This window comes from Mucilaginibacter sp. P1_A3 (assembly GCF_056406855.1).
Window position 1 is genome coordinate 304,725 of record NZ_JBFTZJ010000004.1, and the last position, 13,002, is coordinate 317,726.

Annotated in this window: 11 protein-coding genes; 1 reads left to right on the forward strand and 10 read right to left on the reverse strand. The window is 33.4% G+C overall.

Translation table 11 applies throughout. The features are described from left to right. Position 1: 1 nt before the first annotated feature. The 9 genes from fcl to AC1D0K_RS10200 all read right to left on the reverse strand — a co-directional run bounded on the left by fcl (position 2) and on the right by AC1D0K_RS10200 (position 9,256). Positions 2–943 (reverse strand): GDP-L-fucose synthase, encoded by a 942-nt coding sequence (gene fcl, locus AC1D0K_RS10160; RefSeq protein WP_477398668.1) that lies wholly within the window; start codon positions 941–943, stop codon positions 2–4. A gap of 104 nt (positions 944–1,047) precedes the next feature. Continuing rightward, on the reverse strand, positions 1,048–1,779 hold the full coding sequence (locus AC1D0K_RS10165) for a WecB/TagA/CpsF family glycosyltransferase (protein WP_477398666.1): 732 nt from the start codon (positions 1,777–1,779) through the stop codon (positions 1,048–1,050). Positions 1,780–1,890: 111 nt separating this feature from the next. Further along, positions 1,891–3,006, reverse strand: a complete 1,116-nt coding sequence (gene gmd, locus AC1D0K_RS10170) for a GDP-mannose 4,6-dehydratase (protein WP_477463047.1) — start codon at positions 3,004–3,006, stop codon at positions 1,891–1,893. A gap of 131 nt (positions 3,007–3,137) precedes the next feature. Then, positions 3,138–4,391: a protoporphyrinogen/coproporphyrinogen oxidase gene (locus tag AC1D0K_RS10175; RefSeq protein WP_477399902.1), complete on the reverse strand. Its 1,254-nt coding sequence runs from the start codon at positions 4,389–4,391 to the stop codon at positions 3,138–3,140. Positions 4,392–4,421: 30 nt separating this feature from the next. After that, complete coding sequence (locus AC1D0K_RS10180; protein ID WP_477399904.1) at positions 4,422–5,564, reverse strand: glycosyltransferase family 4 protein; 1,143 nt, start codon at positions 5,562–5,564, stop codon at positions 4,422–4,424. Positions 5,565–5,872: 308 nt separating this feature from the next. Beyond that, positions 5,873–7,033: a glycosyltransferase gene (locus AC1D0K_RS10185; RefSeq protein ID WP_477398997.1), complete on the reverse strand. Its 1,161-nt coding sequence runs from the start codon at positions 7,031–7,033 to the stop codon at positions 5,873–5,875. Between the two features lie 120 nt (positions 7,034–7,153). After that, positions 7,154–7,729, reverse strand: a complete 576-nt coding sequence (locus AC1D0K_RS10190; RefSeq protein WP_477398995.1) for an acyltransferase — start codon at positions 7,727–7,729, stop codon at positions 7,154–7,156. A gap of 4 nt (positions 7,730–7,733) precedes the next feature. Next, positions 7,734–8,315 (reverse strand): acyltransferase, encoded by a 582-nt coding sequence (locus AC1D0K_RS10195; RefSeq protein WP_477463048.1) that lies wholly within the window; start codon positions 8,313–8,315, stop codon positions 7,734–7,736. A 26-nt stretch (positions 8,316–8,341) separates the two neighbouring features. Continuing rightward, positions 8,342–9,256, reverse strand: a complete 915-nt coding sequence (locus tag AC1D0K_RS10200) for a glycosyltransferase (RefSeq protein WP_477463049.1) — start codon at positions 9,254–9,256, stop codon at positions 8,342–8,344. A gap of 427 nt (positions 9,257–9,683) precedes the next feature. Here AC1D0K_RS10200 and AC1D0K_RS10205 point away from each other — a divergent pair, with 427 nt between their 5' ends. Continuing rightward, positions 9,684–11,618, forward strand: a complete 1,935-nt coding sequence (locus AC1D0K_RS10205) for a right-handed parallel beta-helix repeat-containing protein (RefSeq protein ID WP_477463050.1) — start codon at positions 9,684–9,686, stop codon at positions 11,616–11,618. Positions 11,619–11,808: 190 nt separating this feature from the next. Here AC1D0K_RS10205 and AC1D0K_RS10210 read toward each other — a convergent pair whose 3' ends face one another. Then, a complete protein-coding gene (locus AC1D0K_RS10210; protein WP_477398989.1) occupies positions 11,809–12,987 on the reverse strand; it encodes a glycosyltransferase in 1,179 nt (392 codons plus the stop codon). Between the last annotated feature and the right edge of the window lie 15 nt (positions 12,988–13,002).

Genomic DNA, 13,002 nt, shown 5'->3' on the forward strand with positions numbered 1-13,002 from the left:
TTTAGTCTTGCTTAACGGTATTTTTACTCAAAAAATCCTGATATGCAAGTTTAATACCTTCTTCCAATTCAATGGTATGCTTCCATCCTCTGTCATGAAGCTTTGAAACATCCATTAGTTTTCGTGGCGTACCATCAGGTTTAGTAGTATCAAACTTAATTTCTCCGGGATATCCTACAATATTTTTTATCAATAAAGCAAGATCCTTAATGGTTATATCTTCACCAGTTCCGATATTCACTAAGCCTTCCTCATCATAATTTTGCATTAAATAATAACAGGCCTCGGCCAGATCATCTGCAAATAAAAATTCACGCATTGGCGAACCTGTACCCCAAATAGTAACGTCGGGGGAATTTTGCTCTTTAGCTTCATGAAATCTGCGAATTAACGCCGGCAATACATGGGAGTTTTGCGGGTGATAGTTATCATTATACCCATACAAATTGGTAGGCATTACAGATATAAAATTACAGCCATACTGTGCACGGTAAGCATCGCACATTTTAATACCGGCTATTTTAGCTATTGCATAGGGCTCATTTGTTTGCTCAAGCACACCGGTTAGCAAATACTCTTCCTTTAAAGGCTGAGGTGCCATTTTAGGATATATACAGCTTGAACCCAAAAACATCAATTTTTTTACGCCATCAACATACGACTGATGAATGATGTTGTTCTGGATTTGTAAGTTTTCATATAAAAAATCCGCACGATAGGTATTATTAGCAACTATACCACCCACTTTTGCAGCCGCAAGAAAAACGTATTCTGGTTTTTCTGAAGCAAAAAAGTTCACCACTGCTTGCTGATCGCGCAAGTCAAGCTCAGCAGATGTGCGTGTTATTAAATTATCATATCCCTCACTTTTCAGTTTACGAAAAATGGCAGAACCAACCATCCCACGATGGCCGGCGATGTAAATCTTGGCGTTTTTTTCCATTTAAATTTTATTAAAAAGAGTGTTATTATATGATAATACACTTGCTAGCTAACTGAGGCAAAAAAAATTACTTTAGTTACTACCTCTATACCCTAACGCTATAATTATATATTTTTATTAGATAACCTTGATAGTTTGAAGAGAAAAACAGGGCCGTAATAAAAATACCTTTTCCACATCCGTAAGGGTTCTCTTAAAAAACGTATAAACCACTCCAATCCCAACTTAACCCATATCTTATGAGGCCGGTCTATTGTACCTGCATAAAAATCGAAAACAGCACCTATTGTGCAAATTACGTGTGCATTTATTTGCGCTTTAAATTCATTTGCCCATTTTTCCTGTTTGGGGGCTGTCATCCCAACAAACAATACATCCGGCTTAAATGAATTAATAGCATTTAACATGTTGCGGTTATCCTCATCGGTAAACTTGTTTTTATATGGAGGTGAGTAAAAGCCAACCTTCATACCTGGATACTCTTTACTTAAACGATTCTTTATTTCATTCAAAGTTTTTTCTGAAGAACCCAAATAAAAACAAGTTTTTTTATTGTTATTACAAGAATATAGGAGATGCGAATGAACGTCAGCTCCAGCAATTTTTTTTATTTTTAATTTAAGCATCTTTCGTACTGCCATTACTATAGCAATACCATCAGGTAGTAGTATATCAGAATTAATTAAGGCATCTTTAAATTCGCTGTCTTTCTCAGCTATACAGTAAGAATATTGGTTAATTGTATTAATCAATAATTTATTTTCAAAGGAGATCTGTCCAAGATCTCCTTTGAAAATATTATATGACAGCCAATTTACAGATTCAAATTTGCTCATTTATAATAGAAGTTATATATCTGGTTACTTCAGCGTTTTAATTTAATATCAATTAAACGCCGAAGTAACCAGATAATATTAATATATAATTAATATGAATCAACAAATTGATTATTCATATTGATTTTTTATAACATAGCCAGAATCTTTAAGCAGTTTTTCTTTACGGAAATGGTTTACATCGGCATTCATCATATCTTCAACCAACATTTTCAAATCATATTTAGGTTTCCAACCCAGTTTTGTTTTTGATTTAGTTGGATCGCCTATTAAAAGATCTACTTCTGTAGGCCTAAAATATTTAGGATCAACAGCAACAACTTCTCTTCCAATTTCTATTTGATAATCAGGAGATTCGCAAGACACAACATAACCAACTTCGTTTACACCCTCGCCTTTAAATTCAATAGCAACACCCACTTCTGCAAACGCCATGCGTACAAACTCACGTACCCGGGTAGTTAYACCTGTAGCAATAACATAATCTTCAGGAGTTTCTTGCTGCAATATTAAATACATCGCCTCTACGTAATCTTTTGCATGTCCCCAATCCCTTTGAGAATCCAGGTTACCTAAATATAGTTTATCCTGCATTCCCATGGCAATTTTAGCTGCTGCTCTTGTAATTTTACGCGTTACAAAAGTTTCGCCTCTTAATGGGCTTTCATGGTTAAACAAAATACCATTACAAGCAAAAATACCATAAGCCTCGCGGTAATTAACGGTTATCCAGTAAGCGTACATCTTAGCCACTGCATAAGGTGAACGAGGGTAAAAAGGCGTAGTTTCTGACTGAGGAACAGCCTGTACCAAACCATATAATTCCGAAGTGGATGCCTGATATATTTTTGTTTTTTTCTCTAAACCTAAAATCCTTATAGCTTCCAATAAACGAAGTGTTCCAATACCATCCGCATTAGCGGTATATTCTGGGGTATCAAAACTCACCTTTACGTGAGACATGGCACCCAAATTGTAAATTTCGTCTGGCTGTACTTGTTGAATAATGCGTATAAGATTAGTCGAGTCGCTCAAATCTCCATAATGTAATGTAAGCTTAACGTCAGTATCATGAGGATCCTGGTATAAATGATCAATGCGATCTGTATTAAAAAGAGAACTTCTTCTTTTTATACCATGCACCTCATACCCTTTTGATAATAACAACTCTGTAAGATAGGCCCCGTCTTGACCGGTTATGCCTGTTAATAGCGCGATTTTTTTCATGATAAATTTAATGATTGAACAAATATTTTTTTGATCTAAGTTTAGGTGTGTTTATTTATATTTCCTTAAAAGATAATTAGACGATTAAATTAATACGAGTGACTTATTTACATCCCGACAGTTTGGCGCAATTAGTTTAGTTCATTTTCATATAATTCAAAAGCAGCCTCCATCGCCTTATCCATATTATAGTATTCCCATTCAGCAAATCTACCAAGTAAAAAAATATTTTTCTCTTTTAAAGCATTTTTGGCAGCGCTTATTTCACTTCTTGTACGATGGTCCTGAATAACATATGAATTAGGCTCGTAATTATAGGATAAGGGCGACAAATTTCCCGGCAATTTTTTTATTTCACTTACCATAACGTCATAATCAACCTTTCCAGAAAATTCAACAACACAAGTTTTTTTCGATGAACCCCTATTATTAGTATTACTAAAGTTTCCGGTATATATTATCCGATGCGCTTTAGTAAAATCCTCTGGGATATACATCCAGGAAATATCATTTTCATCAGTTTCACAAAACAAATTTGAAGTGCCGTTGGATCGCAAATTTTCTAAATAGTTAACATCAACACCTGCGTCTATAAGAATTTGTTTACAATAAGCTGGAATGTTTCTTATGTCGCCACAAAAAACGAGCTTATCAAACTCATGTTCTTCAACAATGAGTTTTTCATTGGATTCTTTAATAGTATCAATATTAGAATTGTTCAGAATTGTTAAACCTGAGGTCAATCGATCAACTATAAATTGCGACCCGCCTTCCTTGGGATAATAAAAGGTAGAATGTACCATATTATCCTCTTCAGATCGGGTAATGTTATTTTGAATGATTTCTTCAAGATTTGGCATCGGCAATTTCCCGTCAAGCCATTTCATGGATACCGTATTAAGGTCTGTTCTCCAAATTTTGTGATTATATGGTTTAAAGTAAATTTCGTATAACGTATTACCAAAATTTCCTTTTAAAAAGTCTTCAAAATTTTCATAGTCAAAGGGAGAGATCTTGGGTTTTGTTTGCAGTTCCAAAAGTTCAGCTACGATATCTTTCACCAGCGCCTTATCGAAAAGATAGATATAGTTCTCTATAGGATACCCAATAATTTTTTCATTAAAAAAGACTTTAGCATTTCTTTTAGCCTGAACAAACTCTTTGTCTTTATCAAAGTGTGACCAAAACCAGTCAAAAACCTTCTGATTTCTTGAATTAAAAACATGGCCACCAACCTTGTGAAATAAACAGTCATTTACACGTTCACATTTAATCAGGCCGCCTAGTTTTTTTTGCCTCTCAAATACGATTACCTCATGGTTATCTTTTAGAAGATTTGCTATACTCAACCCGGATATTCCACTGCCTATTACTCCGATTTTCATAAATTAATTATTATTCATTATTAACAACCATCAAACTGTTACCAAACTGCTTTCATTAAAAGAATTGATCTTGTTGATCATTTTATCAACAGAAACCTCCCAGGTAAAATTTGACAAGCAATATGCTTGCCCAGCGATACCCATTTTTTCTAATAACTCTGGATTATCAAAAGCATAATTTATGGTTTGCGCTAATAAATCTTCTGAAGGAGTATCAATCCCAAATCCAAATTCACCGTAATTTGAAAGCTCAGGAAAACTGTTTTTGTTTAAACCAACAATTGGCATTTTACATATCAATGCTTCAAGATACACAAGCCCCCATGGCTCGTAAAAAGCAGGCATTAAAAACAAACTATGGGTTTCAAATAAAGCCTGCAGTTCCTCTAACGGAAGAAAACCATATGTTTTGACTTTAGGATGTTTTTCCAGGTGTGCATAGGATTTTTGTCCCACGATTGTTAATTCCAGATTAGGATTTTTCTCTAATGCCTTTTTAAAAGCATTCATAACTAAATATCCACCCTTATCTTCAAAACGACCTTTTGCAACAAATAATATTTTCCCGTTTTTGTAATCCTTTAATCCAGTATAGGGCTTGATTACTCCAACCCCTGTTCCCACCACCGTTATTTTAGACTCTGGGATCAAATAATGATCAATAAGATTTTTTTTTACATATTCACTTATTGTGAATATGTGCTTACATTGATTAAAACTGCTGCTTTCCAATAATTCAGAATCTTCAATTAATCTCTTTGAATACTTATCTATAAAAGCAGCCTGGCTTGAACGAAGAGCCCATGTTGAATCGATATAAATATAGTGGGAATGATTTTTGGGAAACTTCATTGTTGAGAAACCCAAGGTTCCAAAATGAAGCGTATGCCTGGAAGACGCATTTTTTAAGTTCCAGAGAACAATTTTTGAACTAATATACCTGACTAATTTACCACGAAAAGCATCCTGATTATTAAAATAATAAAGCAAAGATAATGGGCCAGCAAGCCTTTTAAAGGGCAATTTATCATGTAGACTAAAAGTGATACCAACAGCATCCATTTTTTTTAGCTCGCAATAAATATTGTATGGCGTACCTGACCATGTTTTAGGGTTGGTTACATCACCGCTTGAACATAAATTTATTTTGACAGGAAATTGTTCATTTTTCATTTAAAGATGGAATGGAAATAATTAATTAGATGTGCAAAGTATTTAAAACTTATTTTATGCTGTGTTGCTGCTTTTATAATCATCAGGGCTTTTGATGGACAGTAATATCAGAATTTCATTGGTACGTATTAAGATTGATTTTTATTAAGTAAACTATTAAACCTCTATATTGATACAGTTCAAAGGTAATTAATCTTGGTTAAATTTTCAATTCAATAACAAAGTAAATGTTTTATTATTAATAATCAATTAATTTGATGACATTTTTAACGACTATTCATTTTTAGCCAAAAAACCAACCACATGACTTAATTTTCTATAGATTCTAATATTACGGATTGAAACTTACTGCCAAACTCAATAGTGCGTTTAATTAAGTCATCATTTCCAATAGTACTTTTCTGATCTATATCCTCTTTATGCTCCCATTTATCAATTAAAATATTTGCCAATTCCGCTGGCTCATCGGGATGGAAAAATACTACTTGATGAGGCGCTTGTTCCCGGTGAACCGGAATATCAGAAAGTATAAGATTTTTTCTCATACTTTTTGATTCCTCAACTGTTGAACTCCAACCTTCAAAATAAGATGGATTTACTACTGAAATGGAATATTTCATAAGTAACAAAACATCTCCGAAAGGAATAAGTCCTAAAAGAACTATGTTATCCTGCAATTTATTTTCTTCTATAAATGCTCTTAATTCGATTATATGTTTTGCATTTCTGTCATCATTTAAATGACCACTGCATATTAACATGATATCGGGCGCTTTTTCTATAGCTATTTTAATTGCTTCAAATGCTACTTTATGATTTTTGTGAGCCCAGAATTGATTGGGTAAGAAAAAATACCCCTCTTTTGTTTTATATTTTTCTTTGATATACGCTAACCCTTTGTCTTCGAAGGATGTTGTTTGAGAAACAAAATGAATTACACGGGCTTTTGCAGTATATTCAGGAGTAAATTTTTTATAATCGTTTAAAGCATCATAACTGCTTAATATAACAATATCGCTGTATTTCGCCAATGATCGTAAACGATAATCCCTAACAAGCAGATGAAGTTTTGAATATAATTTTGGCAAATGAATGTGCTGAAAATCGGGTATCCAATTAATTTTCAAACAATTTATATCGGGGCCATAAATAAATGAGTGGCTAAATGCTTGTATGTTATATTTTTCTATTATTTGATTAACAGCAGGGTTTCTTTTAAAAACGTCTCTCAAAAAAGTATAAATAATCCATTTCGAACTCTTCCTGTCAAATAATGAATCCTGGTGTATTTCGGCTAAGTCTTTGAATTCCTGAACAATTTTTTTGTCAATGTTATTTCCTAAAAACAATACAGGCTGGATTTTTCTTTCTTCCAATTGTGAAATTGCATAAAGCAAATTTTTAAGGTAATTTATTCCACCCATCCAATTCACTTTTCCATCAATAATTGTAAATCCTACTCTTATCATATAATTATATTCTTTAAACCATTTACTATATTTTTTGATACACCATGCAAAGCAATTTCAGGCATTTGGTCTTTACCCAATAAAGATCCTACAGCAAAATGATAATATTTTGAATCGCCCTTACCGGTAACATTCTTTCGGTAAACTCTTGAGTATTTTCGCCGGTACACCTCCAACTAACGTGTATGGGGGCACATCCTTCGTTACCAAACTACCTGCAGCAATGCAGGCCCCTTCACCTATCGTTACTCCTTTTAAAATTCTTACTTCAAATCCTATCCATACCTTGTTATTTATTTTAACAGGTTTAGTAGTAACGTTTTCCCAAATTTTAATCCCCTTTAATCCATTTATCACATCGTCCTTCCTTTCGGAAAACAACAACGAGTGTGAATCATGATCGACAATAGTGCAGCCCCAGGATATTAAAACGTCATCGCCAATTTCAATTTTATCAGCACAAACTAATTTAGACCCTCCAATAAATGTTCTGCTACCTATAATTACATGGCCCTCTGACTTATCAAAATATATATTTGACTCAATAATAGATCTATCTCCAATTGAAATAGTACAACCTTCTTTAAAGTTAAACTTATTGAATGCCAGTTTTGATTCATTACCAATGGTTAATTTATTCCGAAATCTTTTAGTCAAATAAAAGCGGTATAAAAATTTGATTACTTTTCTTAGCATTTTTTTAATTTACATATTTGATTATTTTGGCTGGACTTCCCCCGACCAGGGCAAATGACGGAACGTCTTTAGTAACAACACTTCCGGCTGCAATTATTGCCCCTTCCCCAATGGTTACTCCCTTTAAAATAATGCTATTGAAATTTATCCATGCATTATCACCGATTACAATTGGAGCTGTATTCACATTTACGGCCTCTTTGGGATGCCCCTCTGTGATGATATGCAAAAAACCAGCAGCGCGTTCTAAATAATTAATTTCGTGCGAATTGGTATCCATTATATTCACATTATGAGAAATTAATACATCGTTGCCTATAATAATCTTATTACCAGACCAAATGCGGGTACCTTCGCCGATATAACACCTTTTTCCAATTCTAATCTCGCCACCATAACCAAACACATGTAATTCACCATTGATATGGCTTTGATCTCCTATTACTATTTTATCGGGATTATTTAATAAGTTATGAACCTTAACTCCACTATAAAAAACCACGTTTGAGGCAGCAGTAAGTTTACGACGGATAGGAATGCTTAAAATTCTTCTTATTATATATTTTACTTGCTTTTTTAAACTCATTCTTTAATAATGATTATTACTATGAATTATTTACGCTTAATTCTCAAAGTATGACCTATTACTTTAAGAATTAGAAATAGCTTTCGTGTTCTAAGTATTTTTATAATTTGATTTCTACTTTTAGAATTTTCCTCTATTACAGTAGGGTAAACAAATTCATACGCTTCTGATTTAATTCTACTGGATGATACTACATAATTTTTGGCATTTTGACCGGTACCGTCAAAACCAATTTGATCCACTAATGTTTCAGTTGGGTAAAGTGTTAAACCATTATTCTTAAATATATTCCAATACCAAACTATTCCCCATGATTTGGCTTTCCCAGTTTTCATATCGTTTAACATTTTATAATAATTATATGAGTTATTATAGTTAAACAGATATTTAAGTTTTCTATTGCTATCTAAATCTTCAACGCCTTCCAATCCCTTTGAAAATATCTCCCAACGGTTAGCCCACGTTGCCCATCCCCAGGTACTTGTAATTTTTAAAAAATACGATTGATTTTCAACAATTTTAGCGGTATTATTTATATGTGAATAACCCGTTATTTCATAAACATTCGAATTATTTTCATATAATTCTAATGTTTCATTCATGTATTGTAAAAATTGTTTGTGAGTGATGAGATCATCTTCGATTACAATTATTTTTTTGTATCTATTTACAATATCGGTTACACCTTCTGATATTGATTTTATTAKCCCGAAGTTGACTTCCCGCTCAATAATTGTGATACTTTTAAATCCATCGATTTTTTTTATAAAATCCCTTACAAGCTTAACATCTCCTAAAGATTCACTATTTTTTGCAGCATCAGAAAATATAAATAAATCACTTTCAGACGCCAGGTGATTATCAAGCAGGGCATTAACTGTACGTTCAGTATGATTTGGCCTGTTGTAGACAAACAGTACTATTGGTGCATAATTATTCATTGGAAGATCTATACATATATTGAAAAAAGCGTTTCAGTCATTTATCCTTGAAAGAAGTCAAACAAGGTCTAAATGTTTTTTCATAGCAAATTTTATTTCTTAAGGTCCTAAAATATTTAAGAAAAACGGATGTATAATTTGAAGTTTAACTATTAGCCTGTCATGATTTTTTTCGCCATGTAATACAAACAGTTTATCTATTTCGAGTAGAGCCTTCGACATTTGAAGCATCATATTATAATTATAAACTTTAGCATAAAAAGTTTCACTTTCTTAAATTGTTAAATAAGTGATTACTAACCTTCATTTAAAACACAAATACGATAACTTTTCAAGGTCGATTACGTTTTGACTATATTAAATCTATGTTTTATAGATAGTCTTATTATTAACAACCAACATTTTTAAAATAAAAAACAAACAAAAAATGAAATATTTCTTCTTTTATATACTGCTTTTTATCAATTTATCATCTTTTGGGCAAGTTACGTATTATTTTTCTAATAACGGGAACGATCTTAATAATGGAAAGGCAAAAAACTCAGCTTTTAAAACCATTGATAAGTTAAACCAATTGACATTGCAACCGGGTGATAAAGTTCTATTTCGTTGTAATGATACCTTCGTCGGTCAGATAAACATTAAAAATTCCGGAGCACCTGGAAAATTAATACAAATTAGCTCATATGATATTGGTAAAAAGCCCGTTATAACCGGCGCTAAACAAATTACCAGTTGGACACAGTCACCAACAAATAATAATATATGGCAAGCTGCTTGCCAAAAAGATTCTGACATCTCCGATTTTTACCAAAACTCGCGGCCGCTCCCATTGGGAAGGTATCCGAATACCGGTAGTTTGACGATAGCAAGCCACCTGGATAAATACCAAATGGTATCCAAAGAGCCCCTTACGGGCGATTGGAAGGATGCAGAATTAGTTTTTAAACCTGCAGAATACCTGATTGAAAAAAGGAAAATTGATTATGTAAAGGGCAATTTAATAAAGATTCAATACAATCAATTTAATTTTGTTGATGGCTGGGGCTATTTCATTCAGAACAGTTTGGGGACGCTTGATGTAAACGGCGAGTGGTATTTTGATTATAAAAACAAAAAAATCTATTTATATTCTGCCGCTGCAGATCCAAATAATTCTAAGCTTGAAATTCCCTATTATGCCTATGGCATATACATTAATAATGCAAATTATATTTCAATTCAAAATATTGAGATTAACAAAACTTCCAATATCTCTGTTTATGCTCATAGCTCATCTTATATAACATTAAATAATCTCACTGTAAATTATTCCGGACAGGATGGAATTAAGTTTGATGGAGCTAACAGCGGATGCAAATTGACTAAAAATGTGATAAATCACGTTAATAATAACGGTGTGGTACTTTGGGAATCATCGAATGTTACTTTTACCAATAACACCATTAAAAATTGCGGCCTAACTCTCGGCAGAGGTAAAAGTGATAACGGTCAATATCTGGGATTTCAATATTCCAGCAAAACAGGCAACGCAACAATTTCAAATAACGTTATAGATAGCATTGGCTTTAATGGCATTGATTTTACATCAGGAAATGTTTTAATCAAAAACAATTTGGTATCAAATTTTTGTTTGATAAAAGGTGACGGAGGAGGGATATATACTTGGAACGGTAACGGAAATAATAATGGCAATATAGTTATATCACATAATATTGTTACAGGTGGCGATAATGACTCCCCGCTAACGAATATCAGCAGGGCCCATGTACAGGGTATTTATCTTGATGATTGTTCTTTAAATATCCATGTAACTAATAATACGATTCTTAATTGCGTTGCCAGCGGCATATATCTCCACGGTACAATAAACGTTTTAGTGGATAGCAACACTTGTTACAATAACAACTTACAATATTATTCGGTTAATAGTGACAAGTGCGACTCCAAGAATAATATAATAAGCAATAACACTTTCTTTAGCAAGCTAAAGAGTCAGCCCGTGGCTATTTTGGCAACAAAAAATGATATGTCAACTATAGGTCGCTTTTCAAAAAACACCTATGTTTCACCGGACAAAGAACGCATGATTGTAGTAACGCCTACTACCGCGCAAATGCCCTCAACATCCAGGATGTCTTTATCAAAATGGCGGGATACTTACAGTCATGACGACTCATCAACAGATTTAAACGCGGGAATATCTTTTGGAGATAGCGATGTTGAGTTAAGATGTAACAAATCCAGCGTTTCGAAGAAAATTACCTTAACACACCTATATAAGGATTTAAAAGGTAAACCGGTGAGTCAACAGATCACCCTGGCGCCGTATTCTTCTGTAATACTTCTTAAACGAAATTAAGTTAAATAAACAATGGGCTGTTTTAAATAAGCAGCCCATTGTTTTAGGTAAAATATACCTGAAACTTAAGTGGTCGCTGAATTTCGTTTTATGAACCCCTTCCTTTAAAATGCAATTATAGTCAATGGCGCAAACAAGCAATTCTTTTACAATGGCTTATCACCTAGTTTACGAAAAATATCGAAGATCATTAATTTTGACCTCTGTTTTTTATTTCTTTATATAAAGCTATTACCTTATTGGAAACTGCGCTGGCACTAAAGTTATCCTCTATATATTTACGAATGATACCATTATCAAACTTGTTCAAATTATGACTCATAGTTAATAATGCATCTTTCACAGCATCAAGATTATTTTCTGCAAGTATACCTACTTCATCAACTACAAAATCCTCAGGCCCACCACACCGTGTAGCTACCACGGGCTTCCCCATTGCCATAGCTTCAATTAAAACAACTCCAAAGGTTTCAACTCTACTGGCCAAAACAAAACTACTACAAAGCCGCATTTGTTCTTTAACTGCTTGTTGTGATAATGCCCCAAGCATAGTAATTTGATCCTGCAACTGGTACTTTTCTATTTGGCTAATCAGCAGCGGTTTCATGGGCCCTTCGCCTCCTATTGTTAACTTAACCTGCATGTTACCCTTAAAGGCTTCGTAAAATGCGTCTATCAATCGATCGAGCCCCTTCTTTTTTTCCAAAAAGCAAACGGTCAAAAAATGAATCTTTTGGCCTTGGGGCTCCGAATGAATCTGTGGTTTAAAAAAATCAATATCAATAAAATTCGGAATAACCCTGATATGGTCGGCATTTATAGAAAACCTTTCAACAATAAGATTTTTAAAAGGCTCACTTACCGCTACAACGCAGTAAGCTTTGTTATAATACTTTTTTAAATTTTCAATTTCTTCAACTGAAAAATTCCCCAACTTAACACTTGATGCGTGCTCGTTAATAAAGTAAGGTACGTTATACTTTTTGTTTATCAGGTAAGCGAGTTTACCTGCTGCAAATGCAGATTGAACATGAATAAAGTCTGGCAGGCCATACTGGCTTACATATTTCTGAAAAAGGCGAAACGAAGCATTAATCCAAATTTCTGTTCCTAATTTATATTGTGTAGGAACTATATTCCATGCATGACATCTGTAAACCAATAAATTTTTTTCCTGGTAAGCCTTTGTCTGGAAAAAGTTCTTCAGGTTTTTAAAAGCCTTTAGCTTTTTCAAACTTCTCAATTCATAAAACAAAACGTGAATTTCTACATCATCTCTAACACATAGTTGAGCTTGTTGCTGAAAAAAAATGCCCCGGTTAGGCTCGTCCTGGGTAGGATAAAATGAAGGTAAAATAAGAACACGCATATTAAAAAATCAAAT

Coding starts and splice junctions, on each gene's coding strand:
- AC1D0K_RS10180 (WP_477399904.1), bottom strand. CDS start 5,564: ATGAAAAATGAACAATTTCCTGTCAAAATAAATTTATGTTCAAGCGGT.
- AC1D0K_RS10190 (WP_477398995.1), bottom strand. CDS start 7,729: ATGCTAAGAAAAGTAATCAAATTTTTATACCGCTTTTATTTGACTAAA.
- fcl (WP_477398668.1), bottom strand. CDS start 943: ATGGAAAAAAACGCCAAGATTTACATCGCCGGCCATCGTGGGATGGTT.
- AC1D0K_RS10175 (WP_477399902.1), bottom strand. CDS start 4,391: ATGAAAATCGGAGTAATAGGCAGTGGAATATCCGGGTTGAGTATAGCA.
- AC1D0K_RS10185 (WP_477398997.1), bottom strand. CDS start 7,033: ATGATAAGAGTAGGATTTACAATTATTGATGGAAAAGTGAATTGGATG.
- AC1D0K_RS10205 (WP_477463050.1), top strand. CDS start 9,684: ATGAAATATTTCTTCTTTTATATACTGCTTTTTATCAATTTATCATCT.
- AC1D0K_RS10165 (WP_477398666.1), bottom strand. CDS start 1,779: ATGAGCAAATTTGAATCTGTAAATTGGCTGTCATATAATATTTTCAAA.
- AC1D0K_RS10195 (WP_477463048.1), bottom strand. CDS start 8,315: ATGAGTTTAAAAAAGCAAGTAAAATATATAATAAGAAGAATTTTAAGC.
- AC1D0K_RS10210 (WP_477398989.1), bottom strand. CDS start 12,987: ATGCGTGTTCTTATTTTACCTTCATTTTATCCTACCCAGGACGAGCCT.